The organism is Methylobacterium pseudosasicola (assembly GCF_900114535.1).
Classification (GTDB): domain Bacteria; phylum Pseudomonadota; class Alphaproteobacteria; order Rhizobiales; family Beijerinckiaceae; genus Methylobacterium; species Methylobacterium pseudosasicola.
This window is the reverse complement of record NZ_FOTK01000001.1, coordinates 18489-44599: the sequence shown is the minus strand read 5'-3', so window position 1 is coordinate 44599 and position 26111 is coordinate 18489. Positions and strand designations below refer to the sequence as shown.

At 67.2% G+C, this 26111-nt stretch carries 23 protein-coding genes and 1 tRNA gene; 4 read left to right on the top strand and 20 right to left on the bottom strand.

What is annotated here, in order from left to right:
• The first annotated feature begins 58 nt into the window (after positions 1 to 58).
• Positions 59 to 979, top strand: a complete 921-nt coding sequence (locus BM228_RS00220) for a LysR family transcriptional regulator (protein ID WP_092036071.1) — start codon at positions 59 to 61, stop codon at positions 977 to 979.
• A 5-nt stretch (positions 980 to 984) separates the two neighbouring features.
• Here the strand turns inward: BM228_RS00220 and greA are convergent, their stop codons facing one another.
• Positions 985 to 1461 (bottom strand): transcription elongation factor GreA, encoded by a 477-nt coding sequence (gene greA, locus BM228_RS00215; protein WP_092036069.1) that lies wholly within the window; start codon positions 1459 to 1461, stop codon positions 985 to 987.
• Positions 1462 to 1652: 191 nt separating this feature from the next.
• Here greA and BM228_RS00210 point away from each other — a divergent pair, with 191 nt between their 5' ends.
• A complete protein-coding gene (locus tag BM228_RS00210; RefSeq protein WP_092036066.1) occupies positions 1653 to 2462 on the top strand; it encodes a class I SAM-dependent methyltransferase in 810 nt (269 codons plus the stop codon).
• Here the strand turns inward: BM228_RS00210 and acuI are convergent.
• The 6 genes from acuI to BM228_RS35225 form a co-directional block, all read right to left on the bottom strand.
• Positions 2459 to 3445: an acrylyl-CoA reductase (NADPH) gene (acuI, locus tag BM228_RS00205; RefSeq protein ID WP_092036064.1), complete on the bottom strand. Its 987-nt coding sequence runs from the start codon at positions 3443 to 3445 to the stop codon at positions 2459 to 2461. The two genes, BM228_RS00210 and acuI, sit on opposite strands and share 4 nt — an antisense overlap.
• A gap of 63 nt (positions 3446 to 3508) precedes the next feature.
• The gene (locus BM228_RS00200; protein ID WP_092036062.1) at positions 3509 to 4099 is read right to left on the bottom strand and encodes a hypothetical protein; all 591 of its coding nucleotides are present in this window, start codon (positions 4097 to 4099) and stop codon (positions 3509 to 3511) included.
• Positions 4100 to 4829: 730 nt separating this feature from the next.
• Positions 4830 to 5930: a cell wall hydrolase gene (locus tag BM228_RS00195; protein WP_092036691.1), complete on the bottom strand. Its 1101-nt coding sequence runs from the start codon at positions 5928 to 5930 to the stop codon at positions 4830 to 4832.
• 227 nt (positions 5931 to 6157) lie between these two features.
• Positions 6158 to 6868 (bottom strand): MOSC domain-containing protein, encoded by a 711-nt coding sequence (locus BM228_RS00190; protein ID WP_092036060.1) that lies wholly within the window; start codon positions 6866 to 6868, stop codon positions 6158 to 6160.
• Positions 6865 to 7413, bottom strand: a complete 549-nt coding sequence (locus BM228_RS00185) for a glutamine amidotransferase-related protein (protein ID WP_244536971.1) — start codon at positions 7411 to 7413, stop codon at positions 6865 to 6867. The genes BM228_RS00190 and BM228_RS00185 overlap by 4 nt, the downstream gene beginning before the upstream one ends.
• Positions 7359 to 7565: a type 1 glutamine amidotransferase family protein gene (locus BM228_RS35225; protein WP_244536970.1), complete on the bottom strand. Its 207-nt coding sequence runs from the start codon at positions 7563 to 7565 to the stop codon at positions 7359 to 7361. The genes BM228_RS00185 and BM228_RS35225 overlap by 55 nt, the downstream gene beginning before the upstream one ends.
• 115 nt (positions 7566 to 7680) lie before the next feature.
• Here BM228_RS35225 and BM228_RS00180 point away from each other — a divergent pair, with 115 nt between their 5' ends.
• A complete protein-coding gene (locus BM228_RS00180) occupies positions 7681 to 8214 on the top strand; it encodes a helix-turn-helix domain-containing protein (RefSeq protein ID WP_167367622.1) in 534 nt (177 codons plus the stop codon).
• Positions 8215 to 8281: 67 nt separating this feature from the next.
• On the opposite strand, the gene rpoC is transcribed toward BM228_RS00180, so the two are convergent.
• From rpoC to tuf, 13 genes are all read right to left on the bottom strand, one after another.
• Complete coding sequence (gene rpoC, locus BM228_RS00175) at positions 8282 to 12490, bottom strand: DNA-directed RNA polymerase subunit beta' (RefSeq protein ID WP_092036689.1); 4209 nt, start codon at positions 12488 to 12490, stop codon at positions 8282 to 8284.
• Positions 12491 to 12662: 172 nt separating this feature from the next.
• Positions 12663 to 16787 (bottom strand): DNA-directed RNA polymerase subunit beta, encoded by a 4125-nt coding sequence (rpoB, locus tag BM228_RS00170; RefSeq protein WP_092036056.1) that lies wholly within the window; start codon positions 16785 to 16787, stop codon positions 12663 to 12665.
• Between the two features lie 245 nt (positions 16788 to 17032).
• Positions 17033 to 17410: a 50S ribosomal protein L7/L12 gene (gene rplL / locus BM228_RS00165; RefSeq protein ID WP_092036055.1), complete on the bottom strand. Its 378-nt coding sequence runs from the start codon at positions 17408 to 17410 to the stop codon at positions 17033 to 17035.
• Between the two features lie 50 nt (positions 17411 to 17460).
• Positions 17461 to 17979: a 50S ribosomal protein L10 gene (gene rplJ / locus BM228_RS00160; RefSeq protein ID WP_092036053.1), complete on the bottom strand. Its 519-nt coding sequence runs from the start codon at positions 17977 to 17979 to the stop codon at positions 17461 to 17463.
• A 522-nt stretch (positions 17980 to 18501) separates the two neighbouring features.
• A complete protein-coding gene (locus BM228_RS00155) occupies positions 18502 to 18816 on the bottom strand; it encodes a type II toxin-antitoxin system RelE/ParE family toxin (protein WP_208611962.1) in 315 nt (104 codons plus the stop codon).
• Entirely contained in the window at positions 18806 to 19075 is a 270-nt protein-coding gene (locus BM228_RS00150; RefSeq protein ID WP_092036049.1) for a type II toxin-antitoxin system ParD family antitoxin, read from the bottom strand. The genes BM228_RS00155 and BM228_RS00150 overlap by 11 nt, the downstream gene beginning before the upstream one ends.
• A 39-nt stretch (positions 19076 to 19114) precedes the next feature.
• Positions 19115 to 20758: a B12-binding domain-containing radical SAM protein gene (locus BM228_RS00145; RefSeq protein WP_092036047.1), complete on the bottom strand. Its 1644-nt coding sequence runs from the start codon at positions 20756 to 20758 to the stop codon at positions 19115 to 19117.
• Between the two features lie 169 nt (positions 20759 to 20927).
• Positions 20928 to 21626 (bottom strand): 50S ribosomal protein L1, encoded by a 699-nt coding sequence (rplA, locus tag BM228_RS00140; RefSeq protein WP_058194670.1) that lies wholly within the window; start codon positions 21624 to 21626, stop codon positions 20928 to 20930.
• Between the two features lie 11 nt (positions 21627 to 21637).
• Positions 21638 to 22087 carry a 50S ribosomal protein L11 gene (gene rplK / locus BM228_RS00135; protein ID WP_007566054.1) on the bottom strand — a complete coding sequence of 150 codons (450 nt, stop codon included), beginning with the start codon at positions 22085 to 22087 and terminating at the stop codon, positions 21638 to 21640.
• Between the two features lie 224 nt (positions 22088 to 22311).
• Positions 22312 to 22845, bottom strand: a complete 534-nt coding sequence (gene nusG / locus BM228_RS00130; RefSeq protein ID WP_007566056.1) for a transcription termination/antitermination protein NusG — start codon at positions 22843 to 22845, stop codon at positions 22312 to 22314.
• A 54-nt stretch (positions 22846 to 22899) separates the two neighbouring features.
• Positions 22900 to 23196 (bottom strand): preprotein translocase subunit SecE, encoded by a 297-nt coding sequence (gene secE, locus BM228_RS00125; RefSeq protein ID WP_092036045.1) that lies wholly within the window; start codon positions 23194 to 23196, stop codon positions 22900 to 22902.
• Between the two features lie 184 nt (positions 23197 to 23380).
• Positions 23381 to 23457: transfer RNA gene (locus BM228_RS00120), tRNA-Trp, on the bottom strand.
• A 224-nt stretch (positions 23458 to 23681) separates the two neighbouring features.
• A complete protein-coding gene (gene tuf / locus BM228_RS00115; RefSeq protein WP_092036688.1) occupies positions 23682 to 24872 on the bottom strand; it encodes an elongation factor Tu in 1191 nt (396 codons plus the stop codon).
• A 311-nt stretch (positions 24873 to 25183) separates the two neighbouring features.
• Here tuf and BM228_RS00110 point away from each other — a divergent pair, with 311 nt between their 5' ends.
• Positions 25184 to 26047 carry an outer membrane protein gene (locus BM228_RS00110; protein WP_092036043.1) on the top strand — a complete coding sequence of 288 codons (864 nt, stop codon included), beginning with the start codon at positions 25184 to 25186 and terminating at the stop codon, positions 26045 to 26047.
• The last annotated feature ends 64 nt before the right edge of the window (positions 26048 to 26111 follow it).

The window sequence follows — 26111 nt, the reverse complement described above, 5'->3', positions numbered from 1 at the left end:
GTCAGCGTCATCCGACGGCACGATGGCGTCTCCATCGCGCGTTTCGCGCCTTGCAAAAATGCCCTCGCGCGCAAGAATGGGCTTGCAGTCATGCAAGAAAGCCAGCGCTTTGCTCGATTGGGACGAGTTCCGTTTCGTGAAGACGGTGGCTGAATGGGGCGGCCTGACCGCGGCTGCGGCGCAGCTCGGGATCAACCATTCGACCGCGTTCCGGCGCCTCGAATCGATCGAGGCGCAGCTCGAGATGCGCCTGTTCGAGCGTCTGCGCACCGGCTACGTGCCGACCCCGGCCGGCCTGGCGATGATCGAAGCCGCCGCCCGGATCGAGACCGACGTGACCGGATTTGCCCGGACGGTCGCCGGCCAAGGGCAAACGCTCGCGGGCGAGTTGCGCGTGACCGCCCCGGTGAATGTCGCGACCGGGCTTCTCATGCCGATCCTGGCGACGTTCTGTGCGCGCTATCCGCAGATCCGCCTCGACCTGATTCTGGCCGAGCAGGCCCTGAACCTGTCACGCCGGGACGCCGACGTGGTGATCCGCGCGAGCCGGAAACCGAGCGAGACTCTGGTTGGGCGACGCCTGACCGGACTCGCCTGGGCGGTCTACGGGCGGGCCGACCGGATCTACGGCGATCTCGCAACCGAGGATTGGGTCGTCCCGGGCTCGGCCGTGGCGGCTGGCCTGTTCGCGCCCTTCATCGAAGCGCAGGCGCCGGCCGAGCGGATCAAGCTACGGATCAACACGGTGACGGGGCTGACCGCCGCGGTGGCGGCGGGTATCGGGATCGGCCCGCTGCCCTGCTTCGAGGGCGATGCCGATCCGACCTTGCGCCGGCTTTCCGATCCGGACCCGGAAATCGGCGCCGACCTCTGGATGCTCACCCATCCCGACCTTCGCCATGCCGGGCGGGTCCGGGCCTTCATGAACCATCTCGCCGAGGCGATCCTGCCCCTGCGGCCGCGCTTCGAAGGCCGATAGCCGGTTCAGGCGCGGATCTCGACGATCTCGACCTCGTTGCCGTTGACCTCGACCACGTCGCCGACGCTTTTACCAGTGAGCGCCCGAGCCAACGGCGCCACGTAGGAGATCGTGCCCTTGTGGGGATCGGCCTCGTCCTCACCAACGATGCGGAAGGTCTGCCGGGTTTCCTTGCTGGACTCGTCCTCGCGCAGGATCGTGACGGTGGACCCGAAATGCACCGTGTCGCCGCTCAACGGCTCCACCACCTGCGCGGTGTTCTTGCGCGCCAGCCAGTAGCGCAGGTCCCGCCCAATCCGGGAATCCTCCGCCTTGTCGGCGTGGTCCAGGGTAGAGAGTTCCCGTTCCAGACGAGCGACCTCGGCCTCGATCTGCGCCAGCCCTTCCGGGGTGACGAAGTTCGCGTGCGGCGAGATCGGGCGATCGGGCAGGTTCTCGAAGGCTTCCCCGCCTTCAGGTTCTTTGACGAATGCGACACTCATAAAAGAAGCAATGCGGCCGGAACGGCAACGGTTCCAGTCGGCCTCGGAAGGCCTCACTCCAGGCCGGCACGGCGGCGTTTTACCGAAGCCATTCAGCGCAGCTTCACAAGCAAAATTCAAGCTTCCACGTTCCGCATCGCACCGTGATCGTGCAAAGAGCAAGAGTTTTTCAGGATTTCACGGAGCAGCCGATGCCATCCCCATCCTTCGACGATGCCATCGCGGCCAACCGCAAGGCCTGGGATGCCTCCGCCCCACTTCACCGCGGCGACCCGTCGTGGGATCGACTAACGGATAACTTCGCCAATAACCCGGATTTCTCCTGGTTCGACCCACCGATGCAGGCGGCCCTGCTGGCAATCGGCTTGGGGGGCAAGACCGTGGCGCAGCTGTGCTGCAACAACGGCCGGGAGACCGTGTCCCTGATAAATCTCGGTGCCCGGGCGGCCATCGGGTTCGACCAGTCTGAAGCCTTCCTGGATCAGGCCCGGGAGCTCGCCCGGATCGCCGGCCGCGCCTGCCAGTTCGTTGCCGGCGACGTGCACGCGATCGACGCGCAGTATGACGGCCGCTTCGACCTCGTGGTGATCACGATCGGCGTGCTCGGCTGGATGCCCGACCTCGCCCGGTTCATGGCGGTTCCCGCGCGCCTGCTCCGGCCCGGCGGCCGGATCCTCATCCACGAGGAGCACCCGATCGCGAACCTGTTCGAACCGAAGCAGGAGCCGCCGCTCCTCGTCCGGCACTCCTATTTCCGCGATACGCCCTTCGTGGGCGAGAACGCCATCGTGTACGGGGACGGTCCGGCGCCGCCGGTGGGCGCGCATTACTGGTACGTGCATCCCCTGAGCCGGGTGATCGAGAGCCTGATCGGCGCAGGCCTCGCGATCGAGCGGTTTCAGGAATTTCCGGACAACATCAGCAAGACGACCGACGACCCCCTCGCCGCCGGCCGGCTGCTGCCGTTGAGCTACCTGCTCCAGGCCCGGAGAGGTATTTAGCCCACCTCCACCACGGTCCGGCCGCGGATCCGGCCGGCCAGGATCTCCTCGCCGAGGCGGCCGACCTCCTCCAGGCGGACCCGGCTCGTCATGCTGGCGAGCTTGTCGAGGTCGAGTTCCCGGGCGAGGCGCGCCCAGGCCTCGCGGCGCTTGGGCTGCGGGGTGGTGACGCTGTTGATCCCGAGCAGGGAGACGCCGCGCAGGATGAACGGCGCCACGGAGGTCGGCAGGTCCATGCCCTGGGCCAGCCCGCAGGCGGCGACCGCGCCGTCGGCCCGGGTCTGGGCCAGCACGTTGGCCAGGGTCGTCGAGCCGACCGCATCGACGCCGGCCGCCCAGCGCTCCTTGCCAAGCGGCTTGCCGGGCTTGGACAACTCCGCCCGGTCGAGGATCTCGGCGGCGCCGAGGCCCTTGAGGTAATCGGCTTCGCCGTCCCGGCCCGTGGAGGCGATCACGTGCCAGCCGGCGCGCGCCAGCAAAGCCACCGCCACCGAGCCGACGCCGCCCGAGGCGCCGGTGACGATCACGGGCCCCTGCTCCGGGGTCACCCCATGGGCGTCGAGGGCGATTCGGCACAGCATCGCGGTATAGCCCGCGGTGCCGATCGCCATGGCCTGCTCGGGCGTGAGCCCCTGGGGCAGCGGCACCAGCCAGTCGCCCTTGACCCGGGCGCGCTCAGCATAAGCGCCGAGATGCGTCTCGCCGACGCCCCAGCCGGTGAGGACGACGGGATCGCCGGGCTTGTATTCGGGATGGTCCGAGGTCTCGACGATCCCGGAGAAATCGATGCCGGGGATCATCGGGAAGCGGCGCACCACCGGCGAGGTGCCAGTGAGCGCGAGCCCGTCCTTGTAGTTCAGGGTCGAGTGCGTCACCCGGACGGTGACGTCGCCGTCCATCAGGTCGGATTCGTCGAAATCCCGGAAGGCCAGGCTCTGCCCGGCCTCGCCCTTGTCGACCACCCAGGCCTTGAACGTCCCCATCGCCGCCTCCCATGTCTTTGTGGAGAGGTGTCGCCGGGACGTCCGGAATCAAGTCGGCCGGGATCAGTAGCCGTCGTAGAGGCTGCCTGTGGAGAAGCCGAGGCCGACACCGACATCCGCCGAGCTGGCGCCGGTGATGCCCACGGCGTCCGGGATCGAGCCGACCAGCGGGCCGCCATAGGACGCGGCGCGGTAGCCGCCCCCGTAGCCACCGGCGATCGGCACCCAGCCGGCCCGGGCCGGGGCCACTTGGACGCGCCGGGAGACGGTGGCGTATTCCGGCGGGATCGTCTCGGGGATCGACTGGGCGGCCCGCACCAGCACGGTCCGGGTGCGCAATGCGAAGCGCGGCGGCGTGGTGACCCAGCAGCCGATCAGCTCGCCGCCGGGACCGCGGCTTGTCTGCCAGAAGCGGCCGCCGGGCGAGACCATCACGCGCTCGGACACCGTGTCGTAGACCGGCGGCGTGGTGCGGTAGACCGTGCGTGGCGGACGCACCAGTACGTTCTCCTGCACGGTGTCGTAGACCGGCGGCGTCGTGACGTGGCGGTAGCATTCGGAGCCGTAGCAGCCGCCGGCCTGCGCGGGGGCGGCGAACAGCAGGCCGCCGAAGACGGCGGCGAGAAGGGTGGAGCGTGCGACCGGCGCGGTCATGGAAGTCCTCTGGTACGCGGTACGGGCGAGATGCTGCGCAAAGGCGGCGCTCGTCTCGACGCACTACAGACCAGAGTCGTTGCCCGACTCGCAAGTAGAGTTCGAAATGAAGGTAAAATTAACCCTCGATCCCGACTGCGTAGTTACTGAATACTTAGAGCAACGACCCAGGAACGCGACCACCGATTCTCGGGACAAGATGATGTGAAGCCAACGACCGACAGCATCGACCCAAATCCGGTTTCCGAGCCGATGCCGCGGATAACATTCCACAATCGATCGGATCGGCCGGCGCACGATGACCGAGCGGCCGTCCGCCGCGGCAGCGTGACAACATGGGTTCGATATCGGCTGCCGGCTTTGGACAAGTGACACGTGCAAACGCGCCCGCTACCGTAGCGCCGTTGGGCGCAACCCTCCCGTCACGAAGGCACCGGGCCACCGGCGCTTACGGCGGATTAGCCGACCGCTGTCGTTCGAGTAGGCAGACGGGAAGGGGGTGAGCGATGTGCTGATGATTCCGCTCTTGCGGATCACCGTTACGAGGAACCCGAGCGGTGAATGGTCTGTGACCATCACGCTCGGGCTCGCGTAACACGTAGCTGGCTGGCTACCCAACAAGAGGGTCCGCGGGTGGCCCCCCGCGGGCTCTCGCCCATAGTATGTGGGCCAAAGCCCACGAATGCAAACGGGCGCAAATGCAGGACAAGCCCTTGTCGATGCGGGCCGCTCAGGTCTGCCCAGGCTTGAGCTGGTAAAAAATGTGCCGCCCGATGACATCCATCTTACGCAGGCGGCGCGCCCAGCCCGGCCGCACGTAGTCGGCGTGGTAGTGGGTGGCGGCGCCGACCTCGGCCAGGTAGGTCCGGCCCTCGATCACCGAGCGAGCGATCCGGGTCGCCGATTCCCAGGCGCCGGCATCGGTGATGCGCAGGGACTTGCCCTCGCAGGCGAAGGAGAACTGGCAGCCCATGTAATGGTGCCGGTTCTGGTAGACGACGCCGCAGACGCTGCTCGGATAGAGGCCGCTCTTCACCCGGTTGAGCACCACCTGGGCCACGGCGGCCCGGCCCGCTTCGGACTCGCTGCGGGCCTCGAAATAGACCGCCTCCGACAGGCAGCGCTGCTCCTTGTCGAGGGAGTCCGGATCGATCAGGTCGGCGTAGCGCCGGCGGGCATCCTCCGGAACCGACTGCAGAATCTCCGGGCGATCGGAGCGGATCGCGAAATCGGGGAGCGCCAGGCTCGCGGCTGCCACCTCGATCGGGATCGCGTCGGCCGGCGCCGGCGTGGTCGAAGACAGGGCCACGGCCCGGGGCACGGGCGGGGTCGAGCCATCGTAGCGGCGCTCAGTCTCGCCGTCCTCGGTCAGGTCAGCGCTGCCCTCACCCGTGGAGGCGGCGCTGCCGGAGCCCGTGGTCAGGCCGAGATCGGGCACCGGCACGAAGCCGGCCTCGGGCTCGGCCTCGGGATCCCAGACCGCCGAACCGGCGCTCAGCACGCCGCTGACGCTGCCGGTGACGTCGCCGAACACCAGGGCGGCGCCGGTCTCGCGCAGGGCAGCGGCGCGGCGGGCGAAGCTCGCGGCCGGCGGCTGGAACGGATCACCTTTGCCGTCCCGCTGCACCACCGGGAAGACGTGCGCGCCGGTCTTGAGCACCGCCTGAAGCGGCTCGTCGGCGCTGCGGCGCAGGGCGGATCCGATCAGCGCCGTGCCGGGCGGCAGGGCCGGCACCGTGAAGGCGTCGATCGCCCCGAGCCGGCTCGACCCGATGGCGTTCTCGGTCCCGGCGTCGGCCGTGAACGAAACCAGCAAGCCCAGCCCCGCCAGCCAGGGCGTGAAGGCGGCCGAGAGCCAGCGCAGGCTCGATTCCCGTCGTCCTCGTCTCGCACGCACGGCTACAGACCCGTTCCGATCAGCCCCATCCGCGATCCTGCGCGCCGATCACGGCGGTTCCGGTGCGGTCCGGGATTTATCGGCCGGTATGGTTGAGGTCAGGTTAAGCAGGGCCGCGGGGACACGTCCGAAAGGAGACGGAGGAGTTGCCTGCGCCATTCTCAGCCGCCGGGCGACTCCAAGCGGGGCGTCCAATCCTCGACAACGCCGCGTTCGAGACGCCGCCGCGCCAGCGCCCGCCAGGACGGCGACAGCGCGTCGAGATCGGCGATACCCGCGAGGGCGTCCCGATCCAGCCGGTCCACGTAGAAGGCCCGCAGAAGCCGCGCGAGCGGCCAGGCCGGGTGGGGCCGTTCGATCAGGCATAGGCGATCACCCGCCGCGATCATCCCCGGCTCGACGACGCGGTAGTACCAGCCCGTCCGCCCGCTGGTCTGGACCCGGCGGGCCATGTCGGGGGCTCCGAACCGATGATTGAGCTTCCAGCAGGGCTGCCGAGCCTGGCTGACTTGGAGCAGAGCCGAGCCGACGCGCCACAGGTCGCCGACGCAGATGTCGTGTTCGGTCAGGCCAGAGCTCGACAGGTTCTCGCCGAAGGCTCCGGGCCGCGCGAGGAGCGACGGCTCGGTCTCCGGCAGGTCCCGCCGCCAGCCGGCGTAATGATCGAACGCGTAATGGTGCACGGCCTTCTCGGGGCCGCCGTGATAGCGCCGATCCGCCTGCTCGTCGCCGTCGAGCCCATTGAGGCCGACCGCGGCTGGGTGGGCCCGGGGCGTCTTGGCGATGCCGCTACGGACGCCCGTCGTGCCCAGCGGCGCGGCTGGCCCGACCAGCACCGCGTCGATCGCAACGTCCGTGACGGTCTCGGTCATGCCAGGCCGCCCAGCCATTCGCCGAGGCAGCGCCGGGCCGCCTCGGCAGCGCCCGGACCGAGACGGCGCGCATCGTCGCGCAAAGCCGGCACTGACACGCCCGGCATCGCCGCGATCTCGACCGCATGGCCGATCAGCCAGCGCTCGAAACCCTGCCCGTCCGCCTCCGGGTGGAACTGGAAGCCCAACCCGTGGCGGCCGAGCGCGAAGGCCTGGTTCGGGCAGAGCGGCGTCGCGGCCAGGCGCTCGGCGCCGGGCGGGAGATCGAAGGCGTCGCCGTGCCAATGCAGGACCGGCACGCCTTCGAGATGCCGCAACGGCCCGGCCCGGCCGCGGTCGGTCAGCGCCACCGGCGCCCAGCCTATTTCCTTGCCCAGACCGGGGGCGACCCGGGCGCCGAGGGCGGCGGCCATGAGCTGGGCGTCGAGACAGATCCCCAGGGTCGGCGCTCCTGCGGCGAGCCGGGTCCGCAGGGCTTCGCGCTCGCCGCTCAGGAACGGGTAGAGGTCGTCCTGGTCGGCGCCGACCGGGCCGCCGAGCACCACACGAGGAGGTCAACGCGCGACGCCTCTTCCGGCGTCAGATCATCAATCCCGGCGTCCCGGTAGCGGATCGTGTAGCCGGCTTGCTCGATCGGGTCCGCGAAGGCGGCGAGATCCTCGAACGCCACGTGGCGGATGACGACGGCTTCGCGCATAGACCGGACCGGCTCGCGATCGGCCAGGCGCGTCCAAGGACGCCCCGACTCGGACAACCTGTTGCCCAAGGGCATAACGGTTGCCCGTCCAACGGGCAAGCGGCATGGTGGCGCCATGTCGATCCTTGCCGGCCGCATCCGCGCCTTCCGCCACCGCCGCGGCCTGACCCTCGAAGCGTTGGCGGCGGCTGCCGGCATCCACAAGGGACACCTGTCCCGGATCGAGCGCGGCGAGAAAGCGCCCTCGGTCGGGACCCTGGAGGCGATCGCGCAAGCGCTGGGCGCTCAGATGGCCGAGCTGTTCGGGGAATCGGCCGGCGCCGCCGACTTGGTCGTGGTGCGGCGGGAAGACCGGGCCGTGGTGCAGGACCCGGCCTACGGGGTGCAGGCCCTCGTGCCCGGGGCCGCCGGCCGGGCTGGGGCGCTCTACATCGTCGAGCCGGGTGACGCGTTCCTCACCCAGGATCGGCCGAGCCATGGCGGCCAGGAGATCGCCTACGTGCTGGAGGGCGCGGTCGAGCTGGCGGTCGCGGACCGGCTCATCGCGCTGAGGACGGGCGATTGCGCCACCTACGAGGCCGGCCTGCCTCATCGGCTGCGCCGGCTCGGCGGACGCAAGGCCGCCGTGCTGGTCTTCGTCGCCGGCTGACCGGAGTCGGCAAAAAGAAAGGGCGGCCTCTCGGCCGCCCCTCATGCGTCTGTCGCTCCCGATCCGATCACTCGGCGGCGGGGGGCAGCTCCTCGATCGGATCCGCGGCGCTGCCGGCCTGCTTCTGCTGCAGGATCATCGCGTCGCGACGGCGCGCCACGGCGCGGATGTCGGCCACCATCGACCCCGTGCCCGCCGGGATGAGCGAGCCGACGATGACGTTCTCCTTGAGGCCTTCCAGATGGTCGACCTTGCCGTTGACCGCCGCCTCGGTGAGCACCCGGGTCGTCTCCTGGAACGAGGCCGCCGAGATGAACGACTTCGTCTGCAAGGACGCCTTGGTGATGCCGAGCAGAACCGGCACGCCCTGGATCGGCTTCTTGCCCTCGGCAAGCAGCTTCTCGTTGTACTCGGTCAGCTCCGTGCGATCGATCTGGTCACCCGCGAGGATGTCCGAATCGCCACCGTCGGTGACTTCGACCTTCTGCAGCATCTGCCGGACGATGACCTCAATGTGCTTGTCGTTGATCGACACGCCCTGGAGCCGGTAGACCTCCTGGATCTCGTTGACGAGGTAGGCCGCGAGTTCCTCCACGCCCTTGATCGCCAGGATGTCGTGCGGCGCCGGGTTTCCGTCGACGATGTAGTCGCCGAGTTCCACCACGTCGCCGTCCTGCAGGTGGATGTGCTTGCCCTTCGGGATCAAGTACTCCACCGCCTCGGAGCCGTCATGCGGCGTCAGCGTGAGCCGACGCTTGTTCTTGTAGTCACGGCCGAACGCGATGGTGCCCGACTTCTCGGCGATGATCGCCGCGTCCTTCGGGCGCCGGGCCTCGAACAGCTCCGCCACCCGCGGCAGACCGCCGGTGATGTCGCGGGTCTTGGCCGAGTCGGTCGAGACGCGGGCCAGGATGTCGCCGGCATTGACCTTCGCACCGGGATCGAAGCCGATGATGGCGTCGACCGGCAGGAAGTAGCGGGCGTCCGAGCCGCGCGGCAGCTTGAGCGCCTTGCCGTCCCTGTCGACCACGACCATCGCGGGCTTCAGATCCGAGGTCCGGGCCGAACCGCGCCAATCGACGACGACGCGCTTGGCGATGCCGGTCGATTCGTCGGTGGTCTCGGTCATGGACTGACCATCGACCAAGTCCTCGTAGGCCACGATGCCGTCGACCTCGGTGAGGATCGGACGGGTGTAGGGGTCCCACTCGGCGATCCGCTGGCCGCGCTTGATCTTGTCGCCCTCGTCGACCCGGAGCTTGGCGCCGTATTGCAGGCGGTGGACCGCCCGCTCGACGCCGTCCGACCCGACGATCACGACCGCCACGTTACGGCCGGTGGCGATCAGGTCCCCGTCCGAGTTCTTGGCGATGGCCCGGTTGCGGATCTTGATCGTGCCCTCGAAGCTCGACTCGATGAACGACGAGTCGGCGATCTGGGCCGCACCACCGATGTGGAAGGTGCGCATCGTGAGCTGCGTACCCGGCTCACCGATCGACTGCGCCGCGATGACGCCGACCGCCTCGCCCATGTTGACGGGCGTGCCACGGGCCAGATCGCGCCCGTAGCAGGTGGCGCAGACGCCGCTCTTGGTGGCGCAGACCAGCACGGAGCGGATCTTCACCTCCTGGATGCCGGCCGCCTGGATGGCCGGCAGATGCCGCTCCTCGATGGTCTCGCCGGTCTTGACGATCACCGTGCCGTCGGCCGCCACCAGATCCTCAGCCGTGGCACGACCGAGAATGCGGGTCGCCAACGTCGCCACGACCTGGCCGGCATCCACGATGGCACGCATCTTGATGCCGTTGGTCGTGCCGCAATCGACCTCGCGGATCACCGCGTCCTGGGCCACGTCGACGAGGCGGCGGGTCAGGTAGCCGGAGTTGGCGGTCTTCAGGGCGGTGTCGGCGAGGCCCTTACGGGCACCGTGCGTGGAGTTGAAGTACTCCAGCACGTCCAGACCTTCCTTGAAGTTCGAGATGATCGGCGTCTCGATGATCTCGCCCGAGGGCTTGGCCATCAGGCCGCGCATGGCGGCGAGCTGCTTCATCTGGGCGGGCGAGCCACGGGCACCCGAGTGGCTCATCATGTAGATCGAGTTGACCTGCTTGTCGGCGCCGTTCTCGTCCTTCTGGACGCTCGAGATGCGGTTCATCATCTCGGCGGCCAGCTTGTCCGAGCACTTCGCCCAGGCGTCGACGACCTTGTTGTACTTCTCGCCCTGGGTGATCAGGCCGTCGTTGTACTGCTGCTCGTAGTCCTTCACGAGGGTCCGGGTGGTGTCGACGATCGACCACTTGTTGTCCGGCACGACCATGTCGTCCTTGCCGAACGAGATGCCGGCCTTGAACGCGTGGTTGAAGCCGAGACCCATGATCCGGTCACAGAAGATCACCGACTCCTTCTGACCGCAGTGGCGGTAGACGGTGTCGATCATCGCCGAGATCTCCTTCTTGGTCATCAGCTTGTTGACGACGTCGAAGGGAACCTTGGCGTGCTTCGGCAGCGCGCCGGACAGGATCACCCGGCCGGGCGTGGTGTCGTAGGTCTTGGTCAGCGGCTCACCGTCCGGACCGATACCGGTCCAGCGCCACTTGATCTTGGTGTGCAGCGACACGGTCTTGGCCGCGAGCGCGTGCTCCAGCTCGCCCATGTCACCGAAGACGCCCTGCATCGGGTTCTTCGGGTTGTCCGGATTGAACGCGCCCTTCGAACCCTCGGCCACGATCGACAGGTAGTAGAGGCCGAGCACGATATCCTGCGACGGCACGATGATCGGCTGACCGTTGGCCGGGTGCAGGATGTTGTTGGTCGACATCATGAGGACGCGCGCTTCCAGCTGCGCCTCGAGCGACAGCGGGACGTGCACGGCCATCTGGTCGCCGTCGAAGTCGGCGTTGAACGCGGCGCAGACCAGCGGGTGCAGCTGGATCGCCTTGCCCTCGATCAGCTTCGGCTCGAAGGCCTGGATGCCGAGGCGGTGGAGCGTCGGCGCGCGGTTCAGCATCACCGGGTGCTCGCGGATCACCTCATCGAGGATGTCCCAGACCTCCGGCTTCTCCTTCTCGACGAGCTTCTTCGCCTGCTTGACGGTGGCCGAGAAGCCCTTGGCGTCCAGCCGCGCGTAGATGAACGGCTTGAACAGCTCGAGCGCCATCTTCTTCGGCAGGCCGCACTGGTGCAGCTTCAGCTCGGGGCCGACCACGATGACCGAACGGCCGGAATAGTCGACGCGCTTGCCGAGCAGGTTCTGGCGGAACCGGCCCTGCTTGCCCTTCAGCATGTCGGCGAGCGACTTCAGCGGGCGCTTGTTGGCACCCGTGATCACGCGGCCGCGGCGGCCGTTGTCGAACAGCGCGTCGACGGCCTCCTGCAGCATCCGCTTCTCGTTGCGGATGATGATGTCGGGCGCGCGCAGCTCGATCAGCCGCTTCAGGCGGTTATTGCGGTTGATGACGCGACGATAGAGGTCGTTCAGGTCGGAGGTCGCGAAGCGGCCGCCATCCAGCGGGACCAGCGGGCGCAGGTCCGGCGGGATCACCGGGACGACGGTGAGAATCATCCACTCCGGCTTGTTGCCGGACATCTGGAACGCCTCGATGATCTTGAGGCGCTTCAGAAGCTTCTTCGGCTTCAGCTCGGAGGTGGTGACGGCGATTTCTTCGCGCAGATCGTTGGCGATCTTGTCGAGGTCGAGCTCCTGGAGGATGCGCCGGATGGCCTCGGCGCCGATCATGGCGGTGAAGCTGTCCTCGCCATACTCCTCCTGCGCGCGCAGGTACTCCTCCTCCGAGAGAAGCTGACGCTCCTTCAGGGGGGTGAGGCCCGGCTCGATGACGCAGTAGGACTCGAAGTACAGGATGCGCTCGAGGTCCTTGAGCGCCATGTCGAGCAGCAGGCCGATGCGGCTCGGGAGCGACTTCAGGAACCAGATATGCGCGACCGGCGCGGCCAGCTCGATATGGCCCATGCGGTCGCGCCGGACGCGCGCGAGGGTGACCTCGACGCCGCACTTCTCACAGATGACGCCCTTGTACTTCATGCGCTTGTACTTGCCGCACAAGCACTCGTAGTCCTTGATCGGCCCGAAGATGCGCGCGCAGAACAGGCCGTCCCGCTCGGGCTTAAAGGTCCGGTAGTTGATGGTTTCGGGCTTCTTGATCTCACCGTACGACCAGGAGAGAATCTTCTCCGGCGACGAGATCGAAATCTTGATCTGATCGAAGCTGACCGGCGTGGCCTGCTGGTTGAAAAGGTTCATGACCTCTTGGTTCATGATCCGCTCCTTGTTGACGCCGATCGCCCCGCGCCGGGCCATCGTGTCCTGAAAAAGATCCGGCGCCGCGCCCCGTTCGAGCGCCGCTGACCGTCGTCACCGGAGGCCCCGCCCCTCCCCGCTCGACCGTGGCGGCGCGAAGCCGCCACGGGAGGTGTTTGTGCGACGACCGCTACTCGGCGGCGTCGGCCGGCGGCTCCAGCTGATCGTTCGCGGCCTTCTTGGAGGACGTCAGCTCGACGTTGAGGCCGAGCGAGCGCATCTCCTTGACGAGCACGTTGAACGATTCGGGGATGCCGGCCTCGAAGGTGTCGTCGCCGCGGACGATCGCCTCGTAGACCTTGGTGCGGCCGGCCACGTCGTCCGACTTCACCGTGAGCATCTCCTGCAGCGTGTAGGCCGCGCCGTAGGCCTCCAGCGCCCAGACCTCCATCTCGCCGAAGCGCTGACCGCCGAACTGCGCCTTGCCGCCCAGCGGCTGCTGGGTGACGAGCGAGTACGGGCCGATCGACCGGGCGTGGATCTTGTCGTCCACGAGGTGGTGCAGCTTCAGCATGTAGATGTAGCCCATCGTCACCTTGCGGTCGAAAGGCTCACCGGTGCGGCCGTCGTAGAGCGTCGACTGCGCCGAGCGGTCGAGGCCGGCCATCTCGAGCATCTGCTCGATGTCGGCCTCCTTGGCCCCGTTGAACACCGGCGTGGCCATCGGCACGCCGCGACGGACGTTGTTGCCGGCCTCGGCCAACTCCTCGTCGGTCAGGCCATCGAGCTCGCCCGGCGAGTAGATCGCCTCCATCTCCTGACGCAGCGGTGCGATGTCATGCGACTTCAAATAGGCATCCACCGCCTTGGAGACCTTGCGACCCAGGCCCGCAGCCGCCCAGCCCAGATGGGTTTCCAGGATCTGGCCAACGTTCATGCGCGAGGGCACGCCCAGCGGGTTGAGAACGATGTCGGCATGGGTCCCGTCTTCCAGGAACGGCATGTCCTCGATCGGCACGATCCGCGACACGACACCCTTGTTGCCGTGACGGCCGGCCATCTTGTCGCCCGGCTGGATCTTGCGCTTCACCGCCACGAAGACCTTGACCATCTTCATGACGCCGGGGGGCAGCTCGTCGCCGCGCTGCAGCTTCTCGACCTTGTCGAGGAAGCGCTGCTCCAGGCGCTTCTTCGACTCGTCGTACTGCTTCTGCATCGCTTCCATCTCGGTCATGAGACGGTCGTCGATGACGGCGAACTGCCACCATTGCGAGCGCGGGTAGTCGTTGATCAGCTCGCGGGTGAGCGTGGTGTCCTTCTTGAAGCCCTTCGGGCCGGCCACCGGCGCCTGGCCGATCAGCACGTCCGCCAGGCGGGCGTAGGTGTTGCGGTCGAGGATCGCCTGCTCGTCGTCGCGGTCCTTGGCGAGCCGCTCGATCTCCTCGCGCTCAATCGCCTGGGCGCGCTCGTCCTTGTCCACGCCGTGGCGGTTGAACACCCGGACCTCGACGATCGTGCCGGTGACGCCCGGCGGCACCCGCAGGGAGGTGTCGCGCACGTCCGAGGCCTTCTCGCCGAAGATGGCGCGCAGGAGCTTCTCCTCCGGCGTCATCGGGCTCTCGCCCTTCGGGGTGATCTTGCCAACCAGGATGTCGCCGGCATTCACCTCGGCACCGATATAGACGATGCCGGCCTCGTCGAGGTTCTTGAGCGCTTCCTCGGAGACGTTCGGGATGTCGCGGGTGATTTCCTCCGGCCCGAGCTTGGTGTCGCGAGCCATCACCTCGAACTCCTCGATGTGGATCGAGGTGAACACGTCATCCTTCACGATCCGCTCGGAGAGCAGGATCGAATCTTCGAAGTTGTAGCCGTTCCACGGCATGAACGCGACGAGCACGTTCCGGCCAAGCGCCAGCTCGCCGAACTCCGTCGACGGGCCGTCGGCGATGATCTCGCCCTTCTTCACCGGCTCACCGACGCGGACCAGCGGCTTCTGCGTGATGCAGGTCGACTGGTTGGAGCGCTGGAACTTTTGCAGGCGGTAGATGTCGACGCCCGGCTTGGTGGCGTCGGCCTCCTCGGTGGCCCGGATGACGATACGGGTGGCATCCACCTGATCGACGATGCCGGAGCGGCGCGCCGCGATGGCCGCGCCGGAATCGCGGGCGACCACCGCCTCCATGCCGGTGCCGACGAACGGCGCATCGGCGCGGACCAGCGGCACGGCCTGCCGCTGCATGTTCGAGCCCATGAGGGCGCGGTTGGCGTCGTCGTTCTCCAGGAACGGGATCAGCGCCGCGGCCACCGAGACGAGCTGCTTGGGCGAGACGTCCATGAGGTCGACGCGCTCAGGCCCCACGACGATCACGTCGCCGGCCCGGCGGCAGACCACGAGGTCTTCCGTCAGCTTCTTGTTCTCGTCCATCTGGGCGTTGGCCTGGGCGACGTAGTACTTCGCCTCCTCCATGGCCGAGAGGTAGGCGACCTCATTGGTGACCACGCCGTCGCGCACGCGGCGGAACGGGGTCTCGATGAAGCCGTACTTGTTCACCCGGGCGAAGGTCGCCAGCGAGTTGATCAGACCGATGTTCGGGCCTTCCGGCGTCTCGATCGGGCAGATGCGGCCATAGTGGGTCGGGTGCACGTCGCGCACCTCGAACCCGGCGCGCTCGCGGGTCAGACCGCCTGGGCCGAGCGCCGAGAGGCGGCGCTTGTGCGTCACCTCGGAGAGCGGGTTGGTCTGATCCATGAACTGCGAGAGCTGCGACGAGCCGAAGAACTCGCGCACCGCCGCCGCCGCCGGCTTGGCGTTGATCAGGTCCTGCGGCATCACCGTGTCGATATCGACCTGGCTCATGCGCTCGCGGATCGCGCGCTCCATGCGGAGCAGCCCGAGGCGGTATTGGTTCTCCATGAGCTCGCCGACCGAGCGCACCCGGCGGTTGCCGAGGTGATCGATGTCGTCGATCTCGCCCTTGCCGTCGCGCAGCTCCACCAGCGCCTTGACCACCGCCAGCATGTCCTCCTTGCGGAGGGTCCGGACGGTGTCGGCGGCGTCGAGGTCGAGGCGCATGTTCATCTTCACGCGGCCAACCGCGGAGAGGTCGTAGCGCTCGGAATCGAAGAACAGCGAGTGGAACATCGCCTCGGCGGTGTCGAGCGTCGGCGGCTCGCCGGGACGCATGACCCGGTAGATGTCGAACAGCGCGCCTTCGCGGTTGGAGTTCTTGTCCACCGCGAGCGTGTTGCGGATGTAGGGACCGACATTCACGTGGTCGATGTCGAGCACCGGGAGCTCGGTGATGCCGACCTCATCCAGGCTCTTCAGGAGCTTCTCGGAAATCTCCTCACCGGCCTCCGCCCAGATCTCGCCGGTCTCGGCGTTGACCAGGTCCTCGGCGATGTACTGGCCGACCAGATCCTCGTCGGTCGCCTTGAGGAACTTGGTGCCCTTGTCGGTGATCTGACGGGCGTTGCGGGCGTTGAGCTTCTTGCCGGCCTCGAGCACGACCTCGCCGGAATCGGCGTCGATCAGGTCGACGGTGGCCTTCATGCCCTTCATCCGCTCGGGATCGAACGGCACGCGCCACTCGGCGCCGTCGCGGTCGTAGACCACGCGGTTGTAGAAGGTCGACAGGATCTCTTCGCCATCGAGGCCGAGCGCGTAGAGCAGCGAGGTCGCCGGCAGCTTGCGCTTCCGGTCGATGCGGACGTGCACGATGTCCTTGGCGTCGAACTCGACGTCGAGCCAGGAGCCGCGATACGGGATGATGCGGGCGGCAAACAGGAGCTTGCCCGAGGAGTGGGTCTTGCCCTTGTCGTGATCGAAGAACACGCCCGGCGAGCGGTGCATCTGCGAGACGATCACACGCTCGGTGCCGTTGACGATGAAGGTGCCGTTCTCCGTCATCAGGGGCATGTCGCCCATGTAGACGTCCTGCTCCTTGATGTCCTTGACCGACTTGGCCTGGGTGTCCGGATCGACATCGAACACGATCAGCCGCAGGGTCACCTTCAGCGGGGCCGCGAAGGTGATGCCGCGCTGGCGACACTCGTCCACGTCGTATTTCGGCTGCTCGAACGTGTAGCGCACGAACTCGAGCAGGGCCGTCGAGGCGAAGTCCGAGATCGGGAACACCGACTTGAACACGCTCTGGAGGCCTTCATCGCCGCGGCCGCCCTCCGGCTCGTCGACCATGAGGAACTGATCGTAGGATGCCTTCTGAACCTCGATGAGGTTCGGCATCTCGGCGACTTCCTTGATCTTGCCGAAGAACTTCCGAATGCGCTTGCGACCGACCAGCGTGTTGGCCATGTGAACTCGCTCCATCCCGCGTGCCTCGCGCCCGGGGAAGCGTTCCCGAAAGGGACCTCCCGCGCCGGGCCGTAACGCGCGCCCCGCCGGACCGCGCCACCGAACCGAATCTCTCTAGGCTCCCGTCCGGAGCCGTCCGCCGAAGCGGCCTAAAGCCCGCGGGTGCTGCACCCGCGGGCTCCAGTCACGACAGGCCCGAATCGGACCTCCGTGGGGTGATGGGCCGGGGCCGGCCCATCGTCGACTTACTTGAGCTCGACCTTGGCGCCAGCCTTCTCGAGCTGAGCCTTGAGCTTCTCGGCCTCGTCCTTGGCGACGCCTTCCTTGACCGGCTTCGGAGCGCCCTCGACCAGGTCCTTGGCCTCCTTGAGGCCGAGGCCGGTGATCGCGCGGACCTCCTTAATGACCTCGATCTTCTTGTCGCCGGCCGCGGCCAGGACGACGGTGAACTCGGTCTGCTCCTCGACGGCGGCGGCAGCGCCACCGGCGGCCGGGCCGGCAGCGACGGAGACGGCGGCGGCAGCCGAGACGCCCCACTTCTCTTCGAGCAGCTTGGCCAGGTCGGCGGCCTCGAGCACGGTCAGCGAGGACAGGTCGTCGACGAGCTTGGCAAGATCAGCCATTTTCTATTCCTCTACAGATATCGGTTCGAACGAATGGTTTTTGAAGGGCCTCAGGCGGCCTCGTCCTTGGTGGCATAGGCCCCGAACACGCGGGCGAGCTTGGCCGCCGGCGCATTGACGACCTGAGCGATCTTGGTCGCGGGCGCCTGTACGAGGCCCACGATCTTGGCGCGCAGTTCGTCGAGGGACGGGAGCGAGGCGAGGGCCTTCACGCCGTCCGGGTTCAGGGTTGTCTTCCCCATCGCGCCGCCGAGAATCACGAGCTTGTCGTTCGTCTTGGCGAAATCCACCGCGATCTTGGCGGCTGCGACCGGATCGCCCGAATAGGCGAGCAGGGTCGGGCCCTTCAGGAGCGGCTTGATGGAGGCGACGTCCGTACCATCGAGTGCGATGCCGGCGAGGCTGTTCTTGGCGACCTTCACGGTGGCGCCGGCCTGCTTCATCTGCGAACGCAGCTTCTGCATGTCGGCCACCGTGAGGCCCTTGTAGTGGGCCACGACGACGACGGCGCTCTGATTGAACACGCCGTTGAGCGTCGAGACGAGGTCAGCTTTTGCTGTCCGGTCCACTGGGCTCTCTCCGGTTGGCGGAACCCGATCTCGGGTCCGCCGGTTGCACATGCCGCCCGGACGTGGTCTCGGCCTTCAAAAGACCGGGAACGTCCGAACGACGCTTCGCGGCCCTGTCCCCGCACGGGCCCCTGAGGGTCGCTTCGGGTGAGTTGGTTCAAACCGACACCCCTCCGCGGCGTTTGCCGAGGCGAGGCTTTTCCTAAGTTCGGTCTTCCCCGTCTGTGCAGGCTGGTCTCGGATTAAGCCAGCGAACCGGCACCTGCAGTCTCGGACAGGACATGGCCGGACAAGGCTCCGCGGGGCTCATCGCCCTCTGGATCCTGCCGACCTTTGCCACCCGGTCGCCCGGGCGACATTTCATGCGGAAACCGGCCGATTGGCCGTCTCCTTCCGTGAGGATGAAATGCGTAAGGCGCGGTGTATAGAGGCTAGCAAGCCGCCTGCCAAGAGCCGAAGCGCGACTTTTCCGCCGCAGGCAAGGGCCCGCGAGAGAGATCGGCTTGGGACATTGGGCATCGATCAATCGTCGCCTTCGGCCTCACCAAGCAGCGTATCGACGTCGCGCCCGCGATAGAGGATACGCAGGATGTCAATTCGGTCTTCCCGCAGTGCATAGGCGATCACGACACGGCGTTCGAAGGCGACGAGCCGAAGGCCGATTCGCAGATCGTTGCGAGCCCGGCCGGCCCTTGGCATCGCAGACAGCCGCTCGCAGCGCCCACGAATCCGACGGATGAAACCGATCGCCCGTTCAGGGCTGTCCTGCGCGATATGGTCGTAGAGGTCATCGAGATCGGCTACCGCGCCGGCCTGCAGCGTGACCTCAAGGCTCACGGCCGCCCCTGCTCCGACGCGCATGCCGGTCTTCCAGACGCTCGAACACCTCCTTGGCGGGAAGGCCCGGACGGGGGTCGTCGAAGGCCGTGACGATCGCAGTCAGCAGGGTCTTCCGGTGATCAGGTTCGTCGGCAAGACTTTGCTCTAGGAGGCGCAATCCAGCCGTCACCACCTCGGCGGCATCGCGAAACCGGCCCGTCCTCACCTGTTTCTCGACGAAGCGGTCGAGATCCGGGCTCAAATCGATATCGGCCATGACCACGCTTCCATGCTGCGGAGGCTGTGACGCGTGAAGCTAAGCCGCCTCGCGTTCGGGCGCCAGCTTGCGCCAGGCATTCTCCCACCACGTGCGCCGCCTCGCATCCTCCGCCTCGGCAGCCTTCGCGGCATAGAACGAGGCGTTGTGCTCGCCGCGCAGGGCCTCGCGGGTGAAGCGGATCAGGTGGTGGGCGACGAAGCCCATGTTGAACACCGCCTCGATCTGCCCGCGCTTCAGGGCGTAGCCCGCGGCACTCCAGAACGGCCTGCGGTAGTCCGAGACCAGCCCGACCCGGGTGATGATGTTGAAGCCGAGAATCAGGCCGCGGCGCAGGTTCGTGAAGGTCAGCTTGCCCTTGGTCGGCGTCACGATCCGATTCGGGTAGGTGGTCTCACACTGGTGCTTGAACCGGGCGAACAGCTGCTCCGGCTCGTAGGCATGGGCGATCGCCCGGCGCCAGCTCGCCACCACGGTGTCGTGCGGACGCTTGAACAGGACGTTCGATTCGAGCGCCGCGTCGTGGACCAGCCGGCCCTCGCGCTCCAGCCGATCCCACAGCGGAGTCTTGGGCAGGGCCTGGAGCAGGTTGATGGTCAGCACCGGGATCGCCGACTTGTCGATGAAGTCGATCAGGTTCTGCTCGGACTTGTCGCTGTCGGTATCGAGCCCCAGGATGATGCCCGAGGTGACTTCGAGCCCGTAGGAATTGAGGGTCGAGATGGCCTCGTACATCGGCACGGCGGCGTTGTGGGTCTTGTCGATGCCCTTGAGCGCGTCCGCCTCCGGCGTCTCGATGCCGACGAACACGGTCATGAAGTTGGCCTCCCGCATCAGCTCGAGGATCTCGGGCTGCTTGGCCATGTTCAGGGTCGCCTCGCAGGCGAACTGGAGCGGGTAGTTGTTCTTCTTCTGCCAGGCGACGAGGTGCGGCAGCATCTCGCGGGTGGCCTTGCGGTTGGCGATGAAGTTGTCGTCGACGAAGTAGACCACCGCCGGATGCCCGGGCTGGCTGATGATGGCGTCGAGCTCGGCGCACATCTGCTCGGGGCTCTTCAGCCGGGGCTGGCGCCCGTAGAGCTGCGGGATGTCGCAGAACTCGCAGCGATACGGGCAGCCCGAGGAGAATTGCAGCGAGCCGATCAGGTAGCGCTTGAGCGGCGCCGCCTCGTAGGCCGGGGCCGGAAAATCGGAGAGCGCCAAGCGCTCACCGGTCTCGAACACCACCTGCTGGTGCGGCCGGGTGACGTCGGCGTCGAGGCGCTCGATCAGCCGGTCGGTGGCGTCGCCGATTTCGCCGACGTGGAGATAGTCGAAATCCGGATACTTTTCCCGAGCGCCGGACACCGAGGGGCCGCCCAAGGCCGCGACCTTGCCGGCCGCATGGGCACGCCGGCCGATATCGTGGATCTGGCCTTCCTGGATGTGCATCCCGGAGATGAACACCGCATCGGCCCAGGCAAAATCCTGGGCGGAGGCGCGCCGGATGTTCTCGTCGATGAAGCGGTATTCCCAGCTCTCCGGCATGTAGGCCGCGATCACCAGGAGGCCCTGCGGGGGCATGAACGCCTTGACGCCCCCCATGAGCGGGTAGGCGTGCGAGAAGGTGCCGAAGGACGGCGTGTATGCGGGGAAGACGCACAGGATGCGTCGGCGGTTCGTGACGGAGACAGTGCTGCGCATGGGGGCTTATCTAGCACAGCCGTAGAGAATGGCGCCCCCTTCGATGGTGAGAATGATGTGATGGATTGGCTCGCCTCGAAGCGTGTCGGCCCCTTCCGCACAGGCAACAAAAAACGCCCGGCCGTTTCCGGCCGGGCGCTTCGCAACGTCGTTGAGTCGAGGCTTAGCCTCAGGCGGTCAGAACCGTGCTCGGCTCGACCTTCACGCCCGGGCCCATCGTCGAGGTGACGGCGATGCGCTGGACGTAGGTGCCCTTGGCGCCCGCGGGCTTCGCCTTAGCGACCGCGTCGGCAAAAGCCTTGATGTTCTCGACGAGCTTGTCGGCATCGAACGAGACCTTGCCGACGCCGGCATGGACGATGCCGGCCTTCTCGACGCGGAACTCCACCGAGCCGCCCTTGGCGCCGGCCACGGCGCTCTTCACGTCCATGGTGACGGTGCCGACCTTCGGGTTCGGCATAAGGCCGCGCGGGCCCAGCACCTTACCGAGACGGCCGACCAGCGGCATCATGTCCGGGGTGGCGATGCACCGATCGAACTCGATCTTGCCGCTCTGGACGATCTCTAGGAGATCCTCAGCGCCGACGATGTCGGCACCCGCCGCCTTGGCGTCGTCCGCCTTGGCGCCGCGGGCGAAGACCGCCACACGGACGGTCCGGCCGGAGCCGTTCGGCAGGTTGCAGACGCCGCGGACCATCTGGTCGGCGTGACGCGGATCGACGCCGAGGTTCATCGAGACCTCGATGGTCTCGTCGAACTTCGCGGTCGCCCGCTCCTTGACCAGCTTGATCGCCTCATCGAGCGGGTAGAGCTTGGTCACCTCGATGCCCTCGCGGGCGGCGCGGATGCGCTTTCCTTCGCGTGCCATGATGTCCTCCCTCAGGCCGTGATTTCGAGGCCCATGGCCCGGGCAGAGCCGCGGATCATGGCGACGGCCGCTTCGACCGAGTCGCAATTGAGGTCGGGCATCTTCTTCTCGGCGATCTCGCGCAGCTGCGCCTCGGAGATCTTGCCGACGGACGGGCCCTTACCGGGGGTCTTCGAGCCGGAAGCCGGCTTCTTGCCGATCTTCAGGCCGACGGCCTTCTTCAGGAAGAAGGTGACCGGCGGCTGCTTCATCTCGAAGGTGAAGGAGCGGTCCTGATACGCGGTGATGATCACCGGGATCGGGGTCCCCTTCTCCATCTGCGCGGTCTTCGCGTTGAAGGCCTTGCAGAATTCCATGATGTTGAGGCCGCGCTGACCGAGCGCGGGGCCGATCGGGGGCGACGGGTTCGCCGCGCCGGCCGGGACCTGAAGCTTCACGTAACCCGTGATCTTCTTCGCCATGGGACAACTCCCAAAACTGCGTCCGCCGCCGGGCTGCCTAAGCGCGGGCGGGTCGGACGATTGCAGGTCGCGGTGCGAGCCGTGGATCCCGGAGGCGAGGCCGGGCGGATCTCCCGCGTGTGAGACCGCCCCCTATGCGGGAACGGCCGCTTCGCGACCGACGCGCAGCGCCGGCCGGAAGAGCGTGGGCGGCCAAAAAGCCGGCCGCCGAATTTCTTGAGGCCTTAGGCCTTCTCGACCTGGGCGTATTCCAGCTCCACCGGGGTGGCGCGGCCGAAGATCGACACGGCCACCTTGAGGCGGGAGCGGGCCTCGTCGATCTCCTCGACGGTGCCGTTGAAGCTCGCGAACGGGCCGTCGGCGACCCGGACGGTCTCGCCGATCTCGAACGCGATCGACGGCTTCGGACGATCGACGCCCTCGGCAACCTGACCCTTGATCCGCTCCGCCTCGGCGTCGGGGATCGGAACCGGCTTCGACTTGTCGGCCCCGAGGAAGCCCGTGACCTTCGGGGTGTTCTTGATGAGGTGATAGACCTCGTCAGTCAGGTCGCACTTCACCAACACGTAGCCGGGGAAGAACTTGCGCTCGGCATCGACCTTCCGGCCGCGGCGCACCTCGACGACCTTTTCCGTCGGGACCATCACCTCGTCGAACAGCTCGGTCAGCCCGCGCTGGGCCGCCTGGTCCTTGATGGACTGCGCGACCTTGTTCTCGAAGTTCGAGTAGGCGTGGACAATGTACCAGCGCTTCGACACGGTTCCGTTCAACTCCGACAAGTCCGCGAGGTCTCCCCCGATCGATGGCGTCCCTTAGAGGCCGAGTACCAGCCCGACCGCAAAGCGCAGGGCCTGGTCCACCACCGTGAAGAACAGGCTCGTGACCACGACCATCACGAACACCATGATGGTGGTGATCGTGGTCTCCCGGCGGGACGGCCAGGTGACCTTGCGGGCCTCGTCGCGGACCTGGGAGAAGAACTCGCCCGGGGTCACGCGCTTCTGCGGCGGCCGGGCGGGCGTTGCCGGACGGGCCGGCGGCGGATTCGCGGGTCCGCGGGCTGCGCCGCGCGCCACATCCACCTTCTTGGTCGCTTCGTTCGATGCCATGGCGCCAGTGTTATTTGCGTGCGCGAGCCCGAGGCAGGGCCAGCTTCCGGGAACGCGAACATCCGGCGCCGAGGGCCTGGACGGGCCCGCACCGACGGTCGCTTCAGATCTCGGATTGCGCCCGCTCTAGCGCAACTCCGCCGGCTTGTCGACCGGGCGACCGCGCAGGGCCGTGTGAGAAGTCTGGCAGGAGTGGAGGGACTCGAACCCGCAACCTCCGGTTTTGGAGACCGGCGCTCTGACCAGTTGAGCTACACTCCTAGCGTCCCGCCCAATGCCCGATCGCGGCGGCGCTTGCAAGAGGTTTGCGACAGCTTTGCCAGGGCTTTCAAGGGGCGACAGGCTAAAAACCGGCTTCGTGACGGCTTCGGTGCGCGGTCCCGACACGACGACGCCGGCCTCCGTCGAAACGGGGACCGGCGCGAGTCGATCGAACCCACCTGACGGCTCGGCGCGTCGGGCGACGCACCGAGCCCAACGGGATCTCAGTCGTTGATGGCGGCGACGACGCCGGCGCCGACGGTGCGGCCGCCCTCGCGGATGGCGAAGCGCAGCTTCTCCTCCATGGCCACCGGCACGATCAGCGTGACGTCCATGGTCACGTTGTCGCCCGGCATCACCATTTCGGTGCCTTCCGGCAGCTCGCACACCCCGGTCACGTCCGTGGTCCGGAAGTAGAATTGCGGCCGGTAGTTGGTGAAGAACGGCGTGTGGCGGCCACCCTCCTCCTTGGTCAGGATGTAGGCTTCGGCCTTGAACTTGGTGTGCGGCTTCACCGAACCCGGCTTGCACACGACCTGGCCGCGCTCCACGTCCTCGCGCTTGGTGCCGCGCAGCAGTACGCCGACGTTGTCGCCCGCCTGGCCCTGGTCGAGCAGCTTGCGGAACATCTCCACGCCGGTCACCGTCGTGGTCGTGGTCGCCCGGATCCCGACGATCTCCACCGTCTCGCCGACCTTGACGATGCCGCGCTCGACGCGACCGGTCACCACCGTGCCGCGGCCCGAGATCGAGAACACGTCCTCGATCGGCATCAGGAACGGCAGGTCGATCGGGCGCTCCGGCTGCGGGATGTAGCTGTCCACCGTCTCCATCAGCTTCAGGACGGCTTCCTTGCCGATCTTCGGCTCCTTGTCCTCCAGCGCCATCAGCGCCGAGCCCTTGGTGATCGGGATGTCGTCGCCCGGGAAGTCGTACTTCGACAGGAGCTCGCGCACCTCCAGCTCGACCAGTTCCAGCAGTTCCTCGTCGTCGACCATGTCGACCTTGTTGAGGAACACCACCAGGGCCGGCACGCCGACCTGGCGGGCCAGCAGGATGTGCTCGCGGGTCTGCGGCATCGGGCCGTCGGCCGCCGACACCACCAGGATCGCGCCGTCCATCTGGGCGGCGCCGGTGATCATGTTCTTCACGTAGTCGGCGTGGCCGGGGCAGTCGACGTGGGCGTAGTGCCGGTTGGCCGTCTCGTACTCCACGTGCGCCGTCGAGATCGTGATCCCGCGCGCCTTCTCCTCCGGCGCCTTGTCGATCTGGTCGTAGGCCGTGAACGTCGCCCCGCCCGTCTCCGCCAGGACCTTCGTGATCGCCGCCGTCAGCGACGTCTTGCCGTGGTCAACGTGACCAATCGTGCCGATGTTGCAGTGCGGCTTGGTGCGGGAGAACTTTTCCTTGCCCATGATTCCCATTCCTGCGGCGGGGACCACGCTGTTCCCCGGATCCTGGTCGGCCGCCCCCGAACGCATAAACAGGGGCGAAAAACGCGGTTCGCTTAGAGGGTCGGCCGCTTGCGATCAAGGTCCGGCGCGCTGGGCACCCCGGCGCGAGGCGACCTGTCAAGCGCCGACCGACCACTTTGCAGGCCGTGGATATTGATGATCGGCAATTTCGGTGGACACTTTCGAGACACAGTGTGGCTTGCAGGGCATAGCGGACCCGACGCGGCCGAGCTTAAGTTGCGACAACCACTGGTCACCCGGGTCTCGCAAACATGATGAAGAAGCTCCTCCTCGCCAGCGCCGCGACGGCCCTGGTCTCGACGGCCGCCGTCGCGGCCGACCTGCCGCGCCGCGCCGCGCCGCCGCCGGTCTTCACCCCGGTGCCGGTCTTCACCTGGACGGGCTTCTATGCAGGTCTCGAGTCGGCCTACACCTTCACCGATCGCGAGCGCATCACCACCGTCGGCGTCCTGCCGGGCAACGCCACCAACGTGGCGCTCGGCCGCCGTCCGTTCCTGACCTCGACCTCGCAGGACGGCATCGCCAACATCGGCGGCACCGCCGGCTACAACTATCAGTTCACGCCGGGCTCCGGCTTCGTGGTCGGCGTCGCCAACAGCATCGACTGGACGGACATCACCAAGAACCGTGTCGTCCTCGGCACCGGCAACGTGGCCGGCGGCCCGCCGAACATCAGCCAGTTCCGCCAGAGCCTCGACTGGCTCGGCACCCTCACCGGCCGCGTCGGCTACGCGTTCGACCGCGTCATGGTCTACGGCATGGGCGGTCTCGCCTACGGCAACGTGTTCCACGACGCCAACTTCTACACCCCCGGCGGTGCCCTGCAGTTCGCTGGCCGCTATGACGACTTCAAGACCGGCTTCGCTTACGGCGGCGGCATCGAGTTCGCCATCCCGACCGACAGCTTCCTGAACTATTTCGCCGTCGGCAAATATCTCGGCATCAAGTACGACGCCGTGACCATCAAGGCCGAGTACCTGCACTACGACCTCGGCACCCAGAACGTGCTCGTCGCCGCTATCCCTGGCGTCGGCAACGGCTCGTACATCTCGCGCTTCCGGACCGAGGGCAGCATCGTCCGCGCTGGCTTCAACTACAAGTTCGGCGGCTTCTAGTACTGAGCCGACAGAAGCGGCCTGGGAGCGAATCTCCCGGACTATCCTTCGAGGGCGTGAGCCG